Raw genomic sequence first — 18,151 nt, 5'->3', positions numbered from 1 at the left:
ACTCAGACCTTCAGCTCACAGCGCTCCTTTTCGGTCTCGATCGCGAGATCGAGAACCTTCTGCAGCTCCGCGGCATGGCGGAAGCCGGGCTCGACGGGCTCTCCCCTCGTCACCGCAGCAGCAAAACGCTCGTAGTTGGTCGGCACCGTGCCGGCATCGAGCTCGCGCCAGACCGCCTGCTCGACATCCTCGCCGAGACAACCGCGCAGGCGAGACCCCTCGGTCGTGTGGATGACCTCGACCGCGCCGCGGTCGCCATGCATGCGCAGGCGCAGTTCGTTGAGATGGCCGGTCGCCCAGCGGCTTGCGTGGATGACGCCGAGCGCGCCGTTGGAAAAGTCCACGGTCATGGTGAAACTGTCGTTGGCGTCGAGGTCATACTCGCCGATGCGGTTGTCCGGCGCCTTGTCGAAGGCCCGCAGCCGCGCAAAGACATGCTCCACCTCGCTCGCCGCGCCATAGCTGGCAAAATCGAGGATATGGATGCCGACGTCGCCGAGCACGCCGTTCGAGCCATGCCGGGTGGAAAGCCGCCAGAGCCACTGGCTTTCCGTCGCCCAGTTGCCCCAGGCCTTGGAGACGAGCCAGCTCTGCAGATAGGAGGCCTCGACATGGCGCACGTGACCGAGTTCGCCGGCCAGCACCATTGCCCGCGCCTTCTGTAGCGGCGCCACGTTGCGATAGGTGAGGTTCACCATGGTAACGAGGCCAGACGCCTCGGCGGCCCGCGCCATCTCGTCCGCCTTGACGTAGTTTTCTGCAAGCGGCTTTTCGCACATCACATGCTTGCCCGCGGCAAGCAGCGCCAGGGTGGTCGGGTGGTGAGCGCGGTCGGGCGTCACGTTGGTGGCGGCGTCGAAGCCATTCCAGGCGATGGCGTCCTCCAGCGAGGTGAAGACGTTGGGAATGCCGTGCGTATCGGCAAAGGCCTTGGCGCGCGAAGGGTCCACATCGACGGCGCCGACAAGGTCGACGCCGTCGATCGCGGCAAAGTGCTGGGCATGGGTGTTGGCCATGCCGCCGGTTCCAAGAACAAGCAGGCGCATGGTGTCCTCAGCGATATCCGGCTTCGCCGGCTTCATGCAGTTTCGGGCCGCGCTCGACAATCGGCTCCAGGGCCGCTTCGACCGGCACGTTCGGCGCGTCGTGGATCGCGCCATAGGTGCCCTGCGGGTTGAAAGCCCACTTCACGCCATTGGCGAGCACCTTCTGCACGATGGCGTCGTGATAGGTGGGGTAGGTCTCGTGGCCCGGGCGGAAATAGAAGATGTTGCCGGCGCCGCGGCGCCAGGTCATGCCGGAGCGAAAAACCTCGCCGCCCGCGAACCAAGAGATGAACACCGTTTCCAGCGGCTCCGGCACGGAAAACTGCTCGCCATACATCTCCTCGTGCTCCAGCACGAAGTTCTCGCCGAGCCCCTCGGCGATCGGATGGCGCGGGTTGATCACCCACAGCCGCTCACGCTCACCGGCCTCGCGCCATTTCAAGGCGCAGGGCGTCCCCATCAGCCGCTTGAAGATCTTCGAGAAATGGCCGGAATGGAGAACCAGCAGCCCCATACCCTCCCAGACACGCCTTGCCACGCGCTCGACGACCTCGTCGCTGACGGCGCCATGGTCCTTGTGACCCCACCAGACGAGCACGTCCGTCTCGGCAAGCCGCGCTTCGGTGAGGCCGTGATCAGCCTCCTGCAGGGTCGCGGTGGTGGCGCTGATCGCCGGATCCCGGTTCAACGCCTCGGCGATGGTGGTGTGCATGCCGTCCGGATAGATCGAGCGCACGATCTCGTTCGTCTGCTCGTGGATGTTCTCACCCCATACGATGGTGCGTATTGCCATGTAGCGTTCCTCTGAGGCCGAAAATTGAAACCGCTTTCAATTTGTCGGAATCGATAGAGGCAGACCCGATTCTTGGCAAGCGGGGGCCTCCAGGATTCCGGTCGTTTTTCAGTGGAATGTCGATTTGGAGAAAAGGTTCAGCACGAGCACGCCGGCAATGATGAGGCCGAGGCCGACAAGGGCCGCAAGATCAAGTTTCTGGCCGAAGACGAAATAGCCGACGGCCGAGATCAGCACGATGCCGAGCCCGCTCCAGATGGCATAAGCGATGCCAACGGGTACGTAGCGCAGGCTCCAGGAGAGGAAGAAGAAGGCAATGGCATAACAGACCACCATCATGGCGGTCGGCACGAGCCGGGTAAAGTGCTGCGCGGCCTGCATGGCCGATGTGCCCAGCACTTCGAAGACGATGGCGACGACGAGGACGGCGTAGACGACGGTGAGGTTCATGGTGTTTCTCTGGCGCCTTCTGGCGCAAATCATCATCAGGGATCAGGCACGCGTCAGCGCCAGCAACCGGTCCAGCATGGCGGCACGGGTTTGCGCATCCATGGTCGGCGAGCCGAGAAGATCGGCAAGCCAAAGCCCATCGACGGCGTAGCGCACCAGCATGGCGTCGAGCGCGGAATCCGTGCCGACATTCTCCGCAAGGTACCGCTCCACCCATTGTCGCCAGCGCTCGCGCAGATGCGGCTCGGAAATGAGGGCGACGGTCAGCACCTTCCACTTTTCGCCGTCGGCAATCCCTTCCGGCAGGAAGAAGACCGAGATATAGGCCCGGGTAAAGCGCCCCTTCGGCTCCGGGTCGTCACGCATCCTGTCGGCGAGCGCCCGGTCGAATTTCTCCGTAAGGTCGGCAAACAGCCCGTCGAGCAGCGACAGCTTGTTCGGGAAATGATGCAGGAGGCCGCCCTTGCTGACACCCGCCGCCTGCGAGACCGCGTCGAGCGTCACGCTCGCAGGGCCTTTCTCCAGCGACAGCTTTGCCGCGACCTCCAGCAATTGCTGGCGGACGGCTTCGGGATGTTTCTTGCGGTGGTGGGCTTTGCTCATAAATGAACATACCGTCTGGACGGTTTCTTGTCAATTCGACCAAAACTCCGACATGGCGGCGCGCTTCGTCGCAGGCAAATGGCCGGCATTGCCTGCCGCCGATGCGGGCGCTAAGACCGGGGAAACGGGAAAGAGCCCATGACGGACACGACCGACAACGGGAACGGCCAAAGCGAGACGATCACGCTTTACGAGGCGATCGGCGGCGATGCCGCCGTCAGGACGCTGACGCACCGCTTCTATGTGCTGATGGATACATTGCCGGAAGCCGCGCGCTGCCGCGCGATCCACCCGCCGGATCTCTCCGGCAGCGAGGAAAAGCTCTACGAATACCTGACAGGCTGGCTCGGCGGGCCACCGCTCTACACGGAAAAACGCGGCCACCCCATGCTGCGGCGTCGCCATTTCGTCGCCCCGATCGGCCCGGCCGAGCGTGACGAATGGCTGCTCTGCTTCATCCGCGCACTGGAGGAGACCGTACCGAGCGAGGGCCTGCGCGCCATTGTCCTGGAGCCCGTCACGCGGCTCGCCCACCATATGCAGAACCAGGAATAACCCGATGTCGTTTTCGCTCCGCTCCGCAAGCCTCCTCGTTGCCGGCCTGATGGGGGTGACGGGCGTCGTCACTGCCGCCGCGGCATCGCACGGCAGCGATCCGCGCCTGATGGCCGGCGCCTCCGCCATGTGCCTTGCCCATGCGCCGGCGCTGGTGGCGCTTTATGCAGCCTGGCCGAGCCTGCGTACGGCGGCGCTCGCCTTCCTGCTGCTTGCGCTCGGCACCGCACTCTTTGCCGGCGACCTCGTCCTGCGCCACTTCGCCGGACACGGGCTCTTTCCGATGTCGGCCCCGATGGGCGGCATCACCATGATGGCTGGCTGGCTGGCCGTGGCGCTCGGGGCTTTCCTGCCGCGCCGGGAAGGCTGAGATCAGCGCTGCGGAATACGAGCGAAACGCAAGAGATTGCCGTGCGGATCATGGATATAGAACTCCTCCATGTTCCACGGCCGCACCTCCATCGGTGACAGCGTCGGCACAGCCCTGTCGCTGAACTCGCGGTGGAGGTCGCCGATGCCGCCGCCGCGCAGATACACGGAGGTACGCTCGCAGAGCGTCCGGTCGTCGGTGAGCCGGAAATGCAGCTCCATGCCCTGGCAGCGACGGAGGATCAGATAATCATCCGCCCGGTAGACGACCTCGCTGAAGCCGAGCTGCGTGGCGTAGAAATCCTGCGTCTCGCCGATGTCGAGCGACGGCAGGACCGGCAACACTTCGATACGATCAGGATCGTCGTACACGCTCATGCACCCTCGACGACGCTGAAGCCCTCGAATTTCGGCGGGCCGAGATAGATGCCCTTGTCGGCCGCGGCATTCTTGTGCGCCTGCCGGAAGTTCTCCGACTTGGTCCAGGCGATGAAATCGTCCTTGCTCGCCCAGATCGAATGAGAGGCGAAGAGGGTAAAGCCCTCCTCGGCATTTGTGTCGCCCCTGAGCAGATGAAAGGACTGGAAGCCCGGCATCTCGCTGAGGCTGGAATCACGTCCTTTCCAGATCGCCTCGAAGGCCTCTTCGTGGCCGATGGCGATCCGGAAACGGTTCATGGCGAAGAACATCGAAGACCTGTCCTGTCAGAGCGAATCCCGCCGCAGGCGACGCGGCTGCGGGAAGGCTACGACATTGTCGTTGCGCGCTTCAAGAGCTTGCATGCCCTCGAAGCTTGCAGCGCGCGCCGGTGGACGGGCGCTCGCCAGCGGGAACTCCGTGACATTCTCACTTTCCAGCATGTCGGCACGGCGCGTCAGAAGGGCATAGAGTTCCGGCACGAGGCCCTCGCCGTTCTGGGCAGCCAGCTTGTGCAGTCCGATCATCATGAAGGCATCGGGTCTTTCGTCATTCACTGGGTGGTGTCTCCCTGGCTCATGCTCTGCAGGGCGCGCTCGAAGGAGGATTTGCTGCCGTTGCGCAGCGGCACGAAGGCCTTCTCCCACTTCTTGCAGCCCGTCTTCACGCGGATGCAGGCATCATGGCTGATACAGTCGATGGGGCAGAAGACGCAGTCGACCGAGGGCAGGACGTTGTCAATGCGGGAAACCGCCTCGCGCAGGCCGCCGTCATGGTGAATGAGATTGGCGCCGTAGGAGCTGGCGATCTGACGCAGATGCGCCACCTGGCAGTCCCGGCCGCCGACATAGAGGAAGCTGCGGCCCTCGAGGCCTGCCTTGCCATCCGCCTTGTCCGCCGTTTCCGTCTGCTGGCGGGCCTGCTGCTGCCTGTGCTTCTCGCGCATCGCCTTCCTCTCCGCTTCGCCCGTCCGGCGCTTGACCTTGGTGACTTCCACGCTGCGGGGCGCCTGCGGCGCCCTTACCTCGACCCGCGGGGCAACGGCCGGCGCCGCTGCTGCCGCGACCGTCTCCTGCGGGGCTGCGATCTGCTTCCTGAGTGCGGCGAGCTGGCGCTCCAGATCCGCAATGCGCCGGTCGCGTTCGGCGATCATCGATTTCAAGACCGCTTCCGCGCGGCCTGCAGTCACGTAGTTCATGCACGCTTCCCCTTTGGCACTCCGCATGGGCGGAGCCTCAGTTCGGGGGCAACCTACAAAACTTGAGTTTCAGAGTAAAGTATAAACATGACTAGTAAAGTCATATTTTCGCGCAAAAAATTCCCGCCGGCGGAAGCACGGCGGGAAAACACGTCTCAGTTGAAGACGATCGGCACGTTGAAGGCCCAGGACGATTTGCCGGCGCCCTCCGGAATCTTCGCAAAGGGCGCCGCCCGCTGCACCGAATCGACGGCTGCCTTGTCGAGCGCGGCAACCCCGGAACTGCGCGCGATGCGAATGCCGCTCGCCGCACCGCTGGCGCTGATGGTGAAGCTCACCACCACGCTGCCGCGATCCCCACCCGAAACCCGTCGCTTCGCGCGGTTGATCTTGTTGCGCACCTTGCCCGGGTAGTTGGTGACGGCCGCGTTGCCGGCGGTCGAGGAATTGCCCTTCTTCTGGCCGCCCACCGCCGCGGTCTTCACATCCGCCGAGCCATCGACCTCGCCGCGCGTCGCGTTCTGCTTGGCCTTGCCCTTCTCGCCCGCCTTCCGGACCGGCTTTTCCTTCGGCTTCTTGCGCTCAACCTTCTTGACCGGCTCTTCCTTCTTCACCTCGGGAACCGGCTTGATCTCTTCTTCCGGCCGGATCTCCGGCTTGATCTCGGGAACCGGAACCGCGGCGATCTCCACCTCTGCGGAAGGCACGACGAGCTCCTCGACCGGCTCGGAGACGATCGGATCCGTCGGCGTCATCACCTCGGTCACCTCGGGCTCGATTTCGGTCGGCTGGATTTCCGCCACTTCCTGCGGCACCGGCTCGGTAACGTCAGGCTGGATGGTTTCGGGCGTGATCGTGTCTTCGGGATTGCCGGACTCCACGGCCTCGAAAGCACCGTTTCCAAGCATCGCCACCTCGGCGACGACGCCGCCGGCAACCAGCGCCTGCTCTTCTTCCGGCGCCGGCGCCATGGTGAGAATGGCGGCTGCGGTGGCATGCGCCAGCAGGGAAAGGGTGCCCGCGCCGAGCCAGAGCCACTTGCTTCCAGACATGATATCACCCGTCATTGCGTTTCATGCATCGCGGCGCCTCATGTGCCGCTCACCCGATACTCAGCCTTCCAGGCCTGCCGCCGCCTTGCTGCGCGTCACGATGCCGTCCATGCAGCGGCCCTTGGCGAGGCCCTCGCCTTCGCAGACCGGCGCGTCGTTGATCAGAAGGTTCTTCACCGTCTCGCACTTGATGCCCGGCACGTCGAACTGGCGCACCTTGGACTTGCCCGCCGGCAGGTCGCGGAAATCGAGCAGTGCCAGGCGCTCGACCGTTCCCTTGTCGTTGAAGATGACGAATTCGAAGGAGACCTTGGAGACGTTCTGCTCAAAACCATTGGCCGCAACGAAGGTGAAGACGCAGCCCTTCTGCGAGCCGGCAAGCGCATTCAGCTCCACATCCAGCCCCTTGGGCGCTGTGGCCTCCTGGGCAGCGGCACCGGTGATGGTGGCAGCAGAAAGCATCGCGGAAAGAAGAAGGGTGCGTACGGTCATGGGCTCGCCTGTCTCGCTGTCGGTTTTCCGTCGGCCGAGAGCGACGGCCGCGGTCAGTCTATCCGGTGAACGCCAGAATTAACATGACTTTATCGCACCGGTATTGCGTGCATAGATAAATATGAGTAATGAAGTCAAGATAGTAAACGCAAAATCCGCGTCAAACCCCTGTTCCGCCAACAAAATTTACCGGGACGGGACTGGACGACAGGAAATTCGATCAAGGCCGCGCCCATGAGCAACACGACCCGCCCGACCCCCGCCGAAATCCGCGCCTTTCGCGCAGAGAACCCGAAGATGCGCGAGCGCGACATTGCCGCACAGCTCGGCATTTCGGAAGCCGCGCTCGTCGCGGCCGAGGTGGGCTTGACGGCGGTGCGCATCGACGGCGATGCCAATCGCTTCCTCGAGCGCTCGGAAGCCCTCGGCGAGGTCATGGCGCTGACCCGCAACGAGAGCGTGGTCCACGAGAAGATCGGCGTCTTCGAGAAAATCAATACCGGCAAGCACGCCTCGATCGTGCTCGGCGAGAACATCGACCTGCGGATCTTCCCCGGCACCTGGGCGCACGGTTTTGCCGTGACCAAGACGGATGGGGAGCAGGTTCGCCGCAGCCTGCAGTTCTTCGACAAGGCAGGTATTGCCGTGCACAAGGTGCACCTGCGCCCCGCGTCCAATCTCGAAGCCTACGAGGCCATCATCGCCGACTTCCGCCTGGACGACCAGTCGCAGGACTTCATCGAGGTCGTATCGGAAAAGGTCGAGGAAACCGGTCCCGTCGATGTCGCGGCACTGCGCGAAAACTGGGCGGCGATGACCGACACCCACCAGTTCTTCGGTTTGCTGCGCAAGCTGAAGATCGGCCGCCAAGACGCCGTGCGCAGCGTCGGCGAGGACTTCGCCCATCAGGTTGCCGCCGACGCCGTCGGCCACCTGATGCGGGCCGCCGCCGAGCGCGAGAGCGACATCATGTGCTTCGTCGGCAACCACGGCACAATCCAGATCCATACCGGCCCGGTGAAGAACATCCAGCCGATGGGGCCCTGGCTCAACGTGATGGACCCGACCTTCCACATGCACCTGCGCATGGACCACATCGCCGAATGCTGGGTGGTGCGCAAGCCGACCGTCGACGGCCATGTCACCTCGCTGGAAGCCTATGACGGCAGCGGCGAGATGATCATCCAGTTCTTCGGCAAGCGGAAGGAAGGCATGACGGAGCGCACCGACTGGCGCGAGATCCTCGACAGCCTGCCGCGCCCCGACAGCGTTGCGGCCTGAACCGCCGTACCGAAAGACGAATAGCGCGTTTTCACATTTGGGCAGCGCGCCGGTTACCTGCGAAGGACCACGATCATGAACAAGAGCTTCGATTTCCGCCGCGCCCGCCCGTGGGAAGTGGCCCTCACCGTCTTCGCCCTCTCCGCCCCGCTGCTCCTGCCGCTTGCGGCCACGGGCCAGGGCGGCTTCATCCGCAAGGCCGTCGCACAGGAGATGCAGCAGGTCGACAGCTCGAAGCTGGTGGCGATCGGCGGCGCTGTGACGGAGATCGTCTATGCGCTCGGCGAAGGCAGCCGTCTCGTCGCCCGCGATTCGACCAGCACCTTCCCCGAGGAGGCTCTGAAGCTTCCCGATGTCGGCTATATGCGCCAGCTGTCGCCAGAGGGCGTGATCGCCGTGAACCCGACCGCGATCCTCGCTGTCGAGGGCAGCGGCCCGCCCGATGCGCTCGCGGTTCTCAAAAGCGCCGGCATCCCCTTCGAGACCGTACCGGAAGGTTTTGATCGCGCCGCCATCCTCAAGAAGATCGACGTCGTCGGCACGTTCCTCGGCGTGCCGGACAAGGCAAAGGAGCTGGAGACGACGGTCGCGGCCGATCTCGATGCGGCCATTGCCGACGCCGCCAAGCGGCCGGAAAGCGAGCGCAAGCGCGTGCTGTTCATCCTCTCCTTCCAGAACGGAAAGGTCATGGCGGCCGGCGGCCACACCGCAGCCGACGGCATTATCGGGCTTGCCGGCGCGATCAACGCGACGGAGGGGGCTTTCGCAGGCTACAAGCCACTCACCGACGAGGCGATCATCAAGGCCAAGCCGGACGTCATCATGGTCATGAGCCGCCCCGGCGCCGGCAGCAGCGACGCGGAAATCCTCGCCCATCCGGCGATCTCGGTGACACCCGCTGCCGCCAGCAAGGCGATCCTGCGCATGAACAGCCTGCACCTGCTCGGCTTCGGCCCGCGCACTGCCTCGGCCATCCGCGACCTGAACAAAGAACTCTACGGCAATGTCTCTCAATGATGCCGTGCGCGGCGATGGCGCACGCGGTTCCTTCCTGATGCGCTCCGCCCAGTCCCGGGCGGCGGGCGACCGGACGGCGATCGCACGCCTGACGCTCGCTGCCCTCGTCGCCATCTCGGCCGTCGCACTCGCCCTGTCGATCGCGACCGGTGCCTCGGACGCCTCCGCCCTCAATGTCATCGGCGCGCTCTTCAGCGGCGCGGAGGACACCGCGCTCAGCATGCGCGATCGCATCATCGTCTTCGACATCCGCATGCCACGCGCCCTGCTCGGCTTCCTGATCGGCGCAGCGCTCGCCATGTCCGGTGCGGTCATGCAGGGCCTCTTCCGCAATCCGCTCGCCGATCCCGCCCTCGTCGGCATTTCCTCCGGCTCCGCCCTCGGCGCGGTGCTGATGATCGTGCTGGGTGCAAGCCTCCCGGCGGGCGTGATGATCGCGCTCGGCGCCTTCGCCCTGCCGCTCGCCGCGTTCATCGGCGGCCTCCTGACGACGCTGCTGCTCTATCGTATCGCCACGCGCGGGGGGCAGACCTCCGTTGCCACCATGCTGCTCGCCGGCATCGCGATTTCCGCGCTCGCCGCTGCCATCACCGGCATCCTCATCTACATGGCCGACGACAAGCAGCTGCGCGACATCACCTTCTGGAGCCTCGGCTCGCTCTCCGGCATGACCTGGGCAAAGCTCTTCGCCGCCGGGCCGATCATCCTGCTCGCGCTTGTCGTCGTTCCCTTCCTGTCACGCGGCCTCAACGCGATCACCCTCGGCGAGGCCGCAGCCTTCCACATGGGCGTCAAGGTACAGCGGCTGAAATACATCGCCGTCGTTTCCGTCGCCGGCGCGGTCGGCGCCTCGGTCGCCGTCAGCGGCGGCATCGGCTTCGTCGGCATCGTCGTGCCACACCTCCTGCGCATCGTCATCGGCCCGGACCACCGCTACCTGCTGCCGGCCTCGGCGCTCTTCGGCGGCGTGCTGATGCTCGGCGCCGACATGCTGGCCCGTACCATCGTGGCGCCCGCGGAGTTGCCCATCGGCATCATCACGGCGCTCGCCGGCGCCCCGTTCTTCCTCTGGGTGCTGCTGCGCGACCGCACACGCAACGGCTGGTAAGAGACTATGATCACCGCGAGAAACCTCTCGGTCAGCCTTTCCGGCAAGACCATCGTGCACGGCGTGTCGCTGGAGGCCAAGGCCGGCCAGCTGACCGCCATCGTCGGCCCGAACGGCTCCGGCAAGACGACCATGATGAAAGCGGTCGCAGGCGAACTGCCCAGCAAGGGCGAGATCACCATCAACGGCCATGCGCTTGCCGCACTTGAACCCTGGCAGCTTGCCGTCAAGCGCGCCGTGCTGCCTCAGGCCGCCACCATCGCCTTCCCCTTCACCGTGCGTGAGATCGTCCGCCTCGGCCTCACCGTCGGCCCGAACCGCCACGCCGAGCGCATCGATGCGATCACCGCGGAAGCGCTCGCCGCCGTCGACCTCGCGGGCTTTGCCGGCCGTTTCTACCAGGAGCTTTCCGGCGGCGAGCAACAGCGCGTGCAGCTTGCCCGCGTGCTCTCGCAGATCTGGGAACCGGTGCTCGACGGCGAACCATGCTTCCTGATGCTGGACGAGCCGGTCTCCGCACTCGACATCCGCCACCAGCTGACCATCATGACGCTGGCGCGCCGCTACTGTGAAAGCGGCGGTGGCGTGATCGCCGTCATGCACGACCTCAACCTCACCGCCATGTTCGCCGACCACATGGTGATGATGCGGAGCGGCCGCATCGAGCGCGCCGGTCCACCCGCCGATGTGATGACCGACGATGCGATGGAGGCGGTGTTCGGCTGCCGCATGCGCGTCAATGGTGTGCCTGCAACCGGCGTTCCCTTCGTGCTGCCGCACACCGCTTCGGCCTGATTTTCCAGCACCTTACGGAACCTTTTGCCCCCATACCCGTTGTCTGACCGGAAAAACCGTTCTGCCAGGAAGGTGGAGCGCTGTTCGGCCCGCAGGTTTGCGGGCGACCGAAAAAGGAGAAACGGCATGGCCAACGGACTGTTTTCATCGCGCAGCAAGAGCCTTCGCAACGGGATTCACGACGAAGCCCAGGCCGTCGAAGAACAGATCGCGGACCTGCGCGCGGAGATCGCCTCTCTCGCCAAGCTGCTTGCGGACGATGCTTCCAGCGGCGCGAGTGGCATTCGCAAGAAGGCCCGTGCAGCAAGGGTGCAGGCAAGCGAAGCTGCGCATGACCTGAAGGATCGCGCCGAAGGCGATATCCGCGACATGATTGCGGCAGGCGAAGACATTCTTGCCGATTTCCAGGAGCGCTACCGCGATTCCGGCCGCCGCGCCCGCAAGGCCGTGAAGGACCATCCGCTTGCGACCCTCGGCGTCGCCGCCGCCGCCGGCTTCCTGATCGCCGCCCTCCTGCGGCGCTAATCCCTTCCTCGCACGATCCGGGACGCCAACCGGCGTCCCTCCTATGCGGAGCGTCAAAGGCATGCTTTCACTGGGAGCCATTCTCCTGCAAAATCTCGTGACCCGCGTCAGCGACCGGGTGGACGAGACGATGGACGTCGCCAAGCGCAATGCGATCGCCGGCGCCGTGATCGGGCTTCTGCTGGTCACGGCCTACGGTCTCGGCATCATTGCGACCGCCGTGCTGCTGTCGCAGCACTACGGCACCGTGCCGGCGCTCTTCGGCCTTGCCGGGGGGTTCCTGCTGCTTGCTCTCATCGTGTTGGCCGTTGTCGCCATGCGCAACAGGCGGGAGCGGGAACGGCGCCGCATCCGCCGCCGGCAACTGGCCGCACGCCGTGACCTGATGGCCGCAGCCGCCACCGCCGCGGTGAAAAAGCCGTTCGCGGCAACCGCTGTCGCGCTCGCCCTCGGCTTCCTGCTCGCGCCGAAATCCCGTCGCGACGACGACTGATTTTCCGATGTCCGCCGACGGCACGCCGCTCAGAGCGGCATGCGAATGACCGCCGTCACGCCCTTGGGCAGATATTCGACATGCACGCTGCTGCCGAGGATCTTGTCGAGACTGCGCTCGATCAACACCGAGCCGAAACCGCGCCGGCCGTCCGGGTTGACCGGCGGCCCGCCGACCTCGTGCCAGGTCATGTTGAGCACGTTTTGATCGTCTTCCTTCACCACGCGGGCGGTGATCACCACCTTGCCCGAACGTACCGACAGCGCTCCGTATTTGCGGGCATTGGTGGCAAGCTCGTGCAGCACGAGACCGAGGCCGACCGCCTGGTCCGGCCCCAGCTCCACCTCGTCCTTGTGGATCTCGATCTGGCTGTCGAAGTCGATCGCATAGGGCATGATCTGCTTCTGCAGCAGCATCTTCAGGTGGATCACACCCCATTCGTGATCGCTGAGCAGGCCATGCGCCTCGGACAGCGATTGCAGACGGCCGGCGAACGCGTCCATGAATTCGACTGGATCGCTCGTCTGGCGAAGGGTCTGCCGGGCAAGCGACTGCAGCATGGCCAGCGTGTTCTTGACCCGGTGATTGAGCTCGCGCAGGAGGAGCCGCGTGCGCTCGGAGGCGAGTTGCCCGTCGGTGACATCGACATTGATACCGAGGAAGACCGTCGGCCTCCCTTCCGCATCCCATTCGTGCACGCGCCCGCGCCCGAGCAACCAGCGGCCGGATTTCGCCGCCCGGAAGAGGCCGTCATATTCCTTGCCGGAGGCGAGCGCATCCCGCAGGCGCCCGATGGTGACCTTGCGGTCCGCCGGATGGACCGAAGTGAAGAACTTGCGCGCCCGCATGGGCTTGGCCGGCTTGACGCCGAGCATGCGATAGAAGGTCTCGTTGCCGGAAACCATGCCCGTCGACAGGTCCCACAACCAGCTTGCAACATTGGCGGCATCAAGCGCCAGGGCATGGCGCTTCTCGTCGCGGGAAAGTACCTCGGCAGCCAGCATGCGCCGCCGGGCCTCGTCCTTCAGCTTGATGAGCGAGGCGGCGAGCGAAGCAAGCTGTCGCAGCCGCGGAACAAGGTCCGGCACCGTGCGCGCATGCGGTTTGACGTCGAAGACGCAGACCGTGCCGATCGGCTGACCGTCCACCATGATCGGCGCCCCGGCATAGAAGCGAAGGTGCGGTTGTGCAGTGACGCTTGGCAGGCCGGCAAAACGCTCATCCTTGCAGGCATCAGGAATGATCAACGGCTCAACGCCGCTTTCGGCGATCATCCGCACGCAGAAGGAATCTGCCGACGGCGCCCGGATTTCCGGCGTCCCCTGCCGAGCAAGAAACCATTGATCCGTGCGGCCGAGAATGGTCACAAGGGCAATCGGCGCGGAGAAGAGTCCAGCCGCAAGGCCCGCAATATCGTCGAAATCAGGATCTGGACCGAGAAACACCGGCATCGCGGCGTCAAGCGCCGCCAGACGGTCTGGCGCATCCAGAACCGCTGCAATATCGGACGATACTGTCAGAACATTGTCCTTCATACGCCTCTGGTATGCGATTCCGCGCCCGGTTTCACCCTTGGCTTTCGCCTGACGACGCTCTTCGCCCCGCTCCCCCTAAATTATCCGCCGCCCGCAGCGCGCGGGCGGCGCTTGTTGCTTTTCCCTACGATGCAAAGGCGCGCGACGTAATCGGCGCAGAAACCGCATCCGGGCCATAGTCGCTTTCGCCACTGACCTGCAAGAGTTCCTGCAGGCGCTGGCGGGCGCGGTTGACGCGGCTCTTGATGGTGCCGAGCGCACAGCCGCAGATTTCGGCCGCCTCCTCATAGGAAAAGCCCGAGGCGCCGACAAGGATGATCGCCTCGCGCTGCTCGTCCGGCAGCTTTTCCAGCGCCTTCTTGAAGTCCTGCATGTCGAGCGAACCGTATTGCGAGGGATGCTGCGCCATGTTCTCCGTGAAGAGACCGTCGGAATCCTGCACCTCGCGGCCGCGCTTGCGCATCTTGCTGTAGAGTTCGTTGCGCAGGATCGTGAAGAGCCAGGCCTTCATGTTCGTGCCCATCTCGAACTGCTCCTGCTTGGCCCAGGCCTTCATGATCGTGTCCTGCACGAGATCGTCGGCCTGGTCGTGCCGGCCGATCAGCGAGATGGCGAAAGCGCGCAGGCTCGGAAGAACGGCCAGCAGTTCCCGCTTGAACGTCGTCTGTTCCTGATCCATCCTACCCTCACTCGGCCCGTTGGATGCGGCTTTCCACGGCATCCAGTTTCTCGAGAAGATCCAGGAATCTTTGGGGAAGCGCCTCGTCCTGTACCTGATGGTAGAAGGCGCGAAGCTTCATCGCAATCTGCGCATTAGGGTCTTCGCTCGCGGGTGATCGTTGCCCGCTTCTTTTCTTGTCCACGCTTTTCACAGTGCCACTCTCATCTTTCATCTGCGCCTTGTGACGAATTCGGCGTGGAAATGCCCGGCATCAAAAAAAGTTCCCTTCGCCGGAACCTTAATTTGGCTTCCGCGTTCAAACCGTCAACTGCGATTGCAGCAATTTGAGAACAGGGGACCATCATGCCGATTTCCGACCGCATCGGGCCGCACCTTCCCGCGCTCCGCCGTTACGCACGCGCCCTCACCGGAACGCAGCCCTCGGGCGATGCCTATGTGGCAGCGACCCTTGAGACCATCCTCATCGATCCCTCCGTGATGCCCGAAGGCGAGGACGACAAAGCCAGGCTTTTCGGCCTGCTCAGCCGTATCATCTCGTCCCTCCCCGTATCCGTGAGCCGTGGCGCCGGCGCCATTTCGCCCGGCGCAGAGGCCCCGTTCGACCTTTCCGGCGTTCCCCCGCTCGGCCGGCAGGCACTGCTGCTGGCGACGGTCGAAGGCTTTACCGTCGAGAAGACGGCCGACATCCTCGATGCCGAGACCAGCAGCATCCGCACCCTTCTGGACGCCGCCTTCGCGGAGATCGCTGCGCAGGCCGAAACGGGCATCATGATCATCGAGGACGAGCCGCTGATCGCGCTCGACCTTGCGCATATGGTCAACGGCATGGGCCATCGCGTCACCGGGATCGCCCGCACGCAGGCCGAGGCCGAAATGCTCTGGAGCGACAGCCGGCCCGGCCTCGTCCTTGCCGACGTGCGGCTCGCCGATGGAAGCTCGGGCATCGATGCGGTGAATTCCATTCTCGCCCGCACGGACATCCCCGTGATCTTCATCACCGCCTATCCGGAGCGGCTGCTTACCGGTGAGCGTCCCGAGCCGGCCTTCCTCGTGTCCAAACCGTTCAATCCGGAACAGGTGAAGGTGCTCATCAACCAGGCCCTTCTCTTCACCCCGCAAGCGCGCGCCGCGGCCTGATCTCGCTCCCGGACGGCCGCAGCGGCGGCGCGGCTGGCGGCGGTGGGAGGCACGCCCACCGCCGCCTTTATTTTGTCCGCAATCCGAGTGGCAGGAGGCTATCCACGGCCATTCTCAATATTCCGGCAATGCCACAAAGGAAAACAGCCAGCGTCTGGGAGACACTGGCTGCTTGAGTATCCACGGACCGGAGGGGGACACGGTATCGTGGTCGATCACCGGTCGAGGGCCTCGCATTTGGGGGACATGCGCTGACCAGTGACGCCAGAGAAACCCCCGACACAGGATTTGGTTCCAGCCCCCTGAAGATTTTTTTCAACCGTCAGTCGATTGCTTCCAGCTCGGCCCGGTGCCGGTAAAGCGCGAGGAAGCGACGGTAGTCCCGGTCGTAGGCGGCCTTGCGGGCGGGGTCGGGAAGGAAAACCCGGCTTCCCGGGTACATCTCACGGCCTGCAGCCGCCAGATCCGCGTGCAGCCCGCCGGCAACCGCCGCCATCATCGCCGTCCCGAGCAGCACCGCATCGCCGGTCTCCGGCACGACGACGCGGCAACCAGTGACGTCCCGGTAGAGCTCCATCAGCAGCGCGTTGCGGACATGGCCGCCGGCGACATGCAGCGTGTCGAGCGGATAACCGCCCGCGCCAAGCTTTTCGAGGATATGGCGAATGCCAAGCGCAATGGCGACGGAGGTCCGCCAATAGAGGCGGCAGAGCCCGTCGAAGGAGGCATCCAGCGAGAGGCCGCTGATCACGCCGAGTGCGTGAGGATCGGCCAGCGGCGAGCGATTGCCGTGAAAATCCGGCAGCACATGCAGCCGCGCGGCAAAAGCCTCGCCCTCCTCCGCCTGCATCTCGCGGATGCGCGCGGCGATGCGGGCATGGTTCGCCGCCGAAGGTTCGCCGCCGGCGCTGTGCGCACGCACGATATGGTCGAGCAGCGCGCCCGTCGCCGACTGGCCGCCCTCGACCAGCCACCACCCCGGCAGCACCACCTCGTAGTAGGGACCCCACATCCCGAAACCGAACCGCTTGTCGCTGGAAAAGGCGACGATACAGCTCGAGGTCCCGCCGATCAGGGCAAGTTGCCGCTCCAGCATCTCCGGCGTGCCGGCGAAAGGCCCGAGCACGCCGAGCGCGCCGGCATAGGCATCGATGAGGCCGGTCGCAGCGACACAGCCTGTGTCGAGGCCGAGCTCCGTGGCCGCTTCCGGCGCAAGAGGGCCGACAGCCGTGCCGACTGCCAGCGTCTCCTGCGGCAGCGCACCGCGTTCACGCAGATCCTCAAGGCCGATCGCCGTCAGGAAGCCGGCATTCCAAGGCTGTTTCTCATGGGAAAGGTAGTTCCATTTCGCCGTCATCGTGCAGCGCGACCGGGCATTCGCCCCCGTCGCCCGCCAAGTCATGAAATCGGCGAGGTCGAAGACATGGCCCGTCTTCGCCCACTGTTCCGGATGGTGACGCTTCAGCCACATCAGCTTGGGCATTTCCATTTCCGGCGACATGACCCGGCCGGAATGAGCGAGGACCGGATGATCCGTCGCCGTGCAGAGGTCGGCCTCCTCCAGGGCACGGTGATCGAACCAGGCGATCGTGTCCCAGCGCGCCTCCGCGCCGCCGGAGACCGCCAGCGGTCGTCCTTCCGTGTCCCGGACCACAAGCGAGCAGGTCGCATCGATACCGAGCGCGGCGATACGGTCCGCCGCGACGCCCGCAAGCGCACGCGCCGCCCTGACGGCCACACAGGCCGCCTGCCAGATGTTCTCCGAATCGTGCTCGGCGTGGTTCACGCTGGGTCGGCGCAGGGCGATCGGGTGCTCGGAGCGTCCCAGCAGAGCGCCGTTCCGGTCGAATACACCGGCCCGGGCACTGCCCGTGCCGATGTCCACCGCAACGATCAGATCGCGCATCAATGCTCTTTCCCGCCGTCCTCTTCCTTGCGGACAAACTGTAACAATTCCCGCATGTCGTCAAACAGGGCATCGGGGTTGAGGCTGAGCAGCGCCTCGCGATGGCGCGGCGAGCGCGCATGGGAGCCACCGGTGAAGGCGACCACCCGCATGCCCGCCGATTTCGCCGCCGTGATGCCGGCCGGGCTATCCTCCACGACCACGCAATGCCGGGGCGCGACACCCATGACGGCGCTGGCATGGAGGAAAAGATCGGGCGCTGGCTTGCCGCGCGCGACCATGCTCGCGCTGAAGATGTTCGGCTCGAACCGGTCGATGAGGCCCGTGACGGAAAGCGACAGGCGGATGCGTTCGAGCTGGCTGGAAGAAGCCACGCAATGGGCGATGCCGAGCCGGTCCACCGTTTCGGCAATACCGTTGATGGGCTGCAACTCGGCACGAAAGCGCTCATAGAGCACCTTGCGCATCGCTTCCAGGAAGGCGGCGTCGATTGCGAGCCCATAGTCGGCATGCAGGATTTCCGACATGCTTTTCAGGCTGCGGCCGAGAAACCGCTCATGCGCCTCCTCCGCGCTCATGGCCACACCCGCCGTCGCCAGGGCCTCGACGAGAACCGCAAGCGAGATCGGCTCGCTGTCGACGAGCACACCATCGCAATCGAAGATCACCAGTTCTGTCTGTTTGGCGGCCATGACGT

24 protein-coding genes are annotated in these 18,151 nt (G+C 64.8%); 9 read left to right on the top strand and 15 right to left on the bottom strand.

Features of this window, described 5'->3' with window-relative positions; genetic code table 11:
* Window positions 1–2 precede the first annotated feature (2 nt).
* The 4 genes from P9A16_RS02560 to P9A16_RS02545 all read right to left on the bottom strand — a co-directional run bounded on the left by P9A16_RS02560 (window position 3) and on the right by P9A16_RS02545 (window position 2,892).
* A complete protein-coding gene (locus tag P9A16_RS02560) occupies window positions 3–1,046 on the bottom strand; it encodes a Gfo/Idh/MocA family protein (protein WP_023517335.1) in 1,044 nt (347 codons plus the stop codon).
* Window positions 1,047–1,053: 7 nt separating this feature from the next.
* Window positions 1,054–1,839, bottom strand: a complete 786-nt coding sequence (locus P9A16_RS02555; RefSeq protein ID WP_050744103.1) for a ThuA domain-containing protein — start codon at window positions 1,837–1,839, stop codon at window positions 1,054–1,056.
* Window positions 1,840–1,947: 108 nt separating this feature from the next.
* Complete coding sequence (locus P9A16_RS02550) at window positions 1,948–2,289, bottom strand: DMT family transporter (RefSeq protein ID WP_024270847.1); 342 nt, start codon at window positions 2,287–2,289, stop codon at window positions 1,948–1,950.
* Window positions 2,290–2,331: 42 nt separating this feature from the next.
* Window positions 2,332–2,892, bottom strand: a complete 561-nt coding sequence (locus tag P9A16_RS02545; protein ID WP_023515059.1) for a TetR/AcrR family transcriptional regulator — start codon at window positions 2,890–2,892, stop codon at window positions 2,332–2,334.
* Between the two features lie 138 nt (window positions 2,893–3,030).
* Between P9A16_RS02545 and P9A16_RS02540 the strand changes: the two genes are divergently transcribed.
* Window positions 3,031–3,447 (top strand): group II truncated hemoglobin, encoded by a 417-nt coding sequence (locus tag P9A16_RS02540; RefSeq protein WP_023515058.1) that lies wholly within the window; start codon window positions 3,031–3,033, stop codon window positions 3,445–3,447.
* Between the two features lie 4 nt (window positions 3,448–3,451).
* Window positions 3,452–3,817, top strand: coding sequence for a DUF423 domain-containing protein (locus P9A16_RS02535; RefSeq protein WP_023515057.1), 366 nt, complete (start codon window positions 3,452–3,454; stop codon window positions 3,815–3,817).
* 2 nt (window positions 3,818–3,819) lie between these two features.
* Here P9A16_RS02535 and P9A16_RS02530 read toward each other — a convergent pair whose 3' ends face one another.
* The 6 genes from P9A16_RS02530 to P9A16_RS02505 all read right to left on the bottom strand — a co-directional run bounded on the left by P9A16_RS02530 (window position 3,820) and on the right by P9A16_RS02505 (window position 6,975).
* A complete protein-coding gene (locus P9A16_RS02530; RefSeq protein WP_023515056.1) occupies window positions 3,820–4,194 on the bottom strand; it encodes a glyoxalase superfamily protein in 375 nt (124 codons plus the stop codon).
* The gene (locus P9A16_RS02525) at window positions 4,191–4,505 is read right to left on the bottom strand and encodes an antibiotic biosynthesis monooxygenase family protein (RefSeq protein WP_024270846.1); all 315 of its coding nucleotides are present in this window, start codon (window positions 4,503–4,505) and stop codon (window positions 4,191–4,193) included. The genes P9A16_RS02530 and P9A16_RS02525 overlap by 4 nt, the downstream gene beginning before the upstream one ends.
* Window positions 4,506–4,520: 15 nt before the next feature.
* Complete coding sequence (locus P9A16_RS02520; protein ID WP_023512960.1) at window positions 4,521–4,790, bottom strand: hypothetical protein; 270 nt, start codon at window positions 4,788–4,790, stop codon at window positions 4,521–4,523.
* Window positions 4,787–5,179: a DUF2325 domain-containing protein gene (locus P9A16_RS02515; RefSeq protein ID WP_037407951.1), complete on the bottom strand. Its 393-nt coding sequence runs from the start codon at window positions 5,177–5,179 to the stop codon at window positions 4,787–4,789. Before P9A16_RS02515 ends, P9A16_RS02520 begins: the two co-directional genes overlap by 4 nt.
* A 407-nt stretch (window positions 5,180–5,586) precedes the next feature.
* The gene (locus tag P9A16_RS02510; protein ID WP_037407949.1) at window positions 5,587–6,483 is read right to left on the bottom strand and encodes an energy transducer TonB family protein; all 897 of its coding nucleotides are present in this window, start codon (window positions 6,481–6,483) and stop codon (window positions 5,587–5,589) included.
* Window positions 6,484–6,543: 60 nt separating this feature from the next.
* Window positions 6,544–6,975: a hypothetical protein gene (locus P9A16_RS02505; protein WP_023512963.1), complete on the bottom strand. Its 432-nt coding sequence runs from the start codon at window positions 6,973–6,975 to the stop codon at window positions 6,544–6,546.
* A gap of 234 nt (window positions 6,976–7,209) precedes the next feature.
* Between P9A16_RS02505 and P9A16_RS02500 the strand changes: the two genes are divergently transcribed.
* The 6 genes from P9A16_RS02500 (at window position 7,210) to P9A16_RS02475 (ending at window position 12,194) form a co-directional block, all read left to right on the top strand.
* Window positions 7,210–8,256: a hemin-degrading factor gene (locus tag P9A16_RS02500; protein WP_023512964.1), complete on the top strand. Its 1,047-nt coding sequence runs from the start codon at window positions 7,210–7,212 to the stop codon at window positions 8,254–8,256.
* A 75-nt stretch (window positions 8,257–8,331) separates the two neighbouring features.
* Entirely contained in the window at window positions 8,332–9,273 is a 942-nt protein-coding gene (locus P9A16_RS02495) for a heme/hemin ABC transporter substrate-binding protein (protein WP_278025518.1), read from the top strand.
* Window positions 9,260–10,381 carry a FecCD family ABC transporter permease gene (locus tag P9A16_RS02490; protein WP_023512966.1) on the top strand — a complete coding sequence of 374 codons (1,122 nt, stop codon included), beginning with the start codon at window positions 9,260–9,262 and terminating at the stop codon, window positions 10,379–10,381. The genes P9A16_RS02495 and P9A16_RS02490 overlap by 14 nt, the downstream gene beginning before the upstream one ends.
* Before the next feature lie 6 nt (window positions 10,382–10,387).
* Window positions 10,388–11,176, top strand: a complete 789-nt coding sequence (locus tag P9A16_RS02485) for a heme ABC transporter ATP-binding protein (RefSeq protein ID WP_023512967.1) — start codon at window positions 10,388–10,390, stop codon at window positions 11,174–11,176.
* A gap of 126 nt (window positions 11,177–11,302) precedes the next feature.
* Complete coding sequence (locus P9A16_RS02480) at window positions 11,303–11,701, top strand: glycine zipper domain-containing protein (protein WP_023512968.1); 399 nt, start codon at window positions 11,303–11,305, stop codon at window positions 11,699–11,701.
* 61 nt (window positions 11,702–11,762) lie between these two features.
* Window positions 11,763–12,194 carry a hypothetical protein gene (locus P9A16_RS02475; protein WP_024270844.1) on the top strand — a complete coding sequence of 144 codons (432 nt, stop codon included), beginning with the start codon at window positions 11,763–11,765 and terminating at the stop codon, window positions 12,192–12,194.
* Between the two features lie 29 nt (window positions 12,195–12,223).
* Here the strand turns inward: P9A16_RS02475 and P9A16_RS02470 are convergent, their stop codons facing one another.
* The 3 genes from P9A16_RS02470 to P9A16_RS02460 form a co-directional block, all read right to left on the bottom strand.
* A complete protein-coding gene (locus P9A16_RS02470) occupies window positions 12,224–13,729 on the bottom strand; it encodes a sensor histidine kinase (RefSeq protein ID WP_023512970.1) in 1,506 nt (501 codons plus the stop codon).
* Between the two features lie 124 nt (window positions 13,730–13,853).
* Window positions 13,854–14,408 carry an RNA polymerase sigma factor gene (locus P9A16_RS02465; RefSeq protein ID WP_024270843.1) on the bottom strand — a complete coding sequence of 185 codons (555 nt, stop codon included), beginning with the start codon at window positions 14,406–14,408 and terminating at the stop codon, window positions 13,854–13,856.
* A 7-nt stretch (window positions 14,409–14,415) separates the two neighbouring features.
* Window positions 14,416–14,601 (bottom strand): NepR family anti-sigma factor, encoded by a 186-nt coding sequence (locus P9A16_RS02460; RefSeq protein ID WP_371260075.1) that lies wholly within the window; start codon window positions 14,599–14,601, stop codon window positions 14,416–14,418.
* Window positions 14,602–14,753: 152 nt separating this feature from the next.
* Here P9A16_RS02460 and P9A16_RS02455 point away from each other — a divergent pair, with 152 nt between their 5' ends.
* The gene (locus P9A16_RS02455; RefSeq protein ID WP_023516523.1) at window positions 14,754–15,548 is read left to right on the top strand and encodes a response regulator; all 795 of its coding nucleotides are present in this window, start codon (window positions 14,754–14,756) and stop codon (window positions 15,546–15,548) included.
* A 322-nt stretch (window positions 15,549–15,870) separates the two neighbouring features.
* On the opposite strand, the gene P9A16_RS02450 is transcribed toward P9A16_RS02455, so the two are convergent.
* Together P9A16_RS02450 and P9A16_RS02445 are read right to left on the bottom strand one after the other, a co-directional pair.
* Window positions 15,871–17,454 (bottom strand): FGGY-family carbohydrate kinase, encoded by a 1,584-nt coding sequence (locus tag P9A16_RS02450; protein ID WP_023516522.1) that lies wholly within the window; start codon window positions 17,452–17,454, stop codon window positions 15,871–15,873.
* A complete protein-coding gene (locus P9A16_RS02445) occupies window positions 17,454–18,146 on the bottom strand; it encodes an HAD family hydrolase (RefSeq protein ID WP_023516521.1) in 693 nt (230 codons plus the stop codon). The genes P9A16_RS02450 and P9A16_RS02445 overlap by 1 nt, the downstream gene beginning before the upstream one ends.
* Window positions 18,147–18,151: the final 5 nt, after the last annotated feature.

Origin of the sequence: Shinella sp. 838, from assembly GCF_029623935.1 — a bacterium.
In the GTDB taxonomy this organism is placed as follows: Bacteria; Pseudomonadota; Alphaproteobacteria; order Rhizobiales; family Rhizobiaceae; genus Shinella.
The sequence above is the reverse complement of the archived record's forward strand: the minus strand, read 5'-3'. Positions and strand labels throughout refer to the sequence as shown.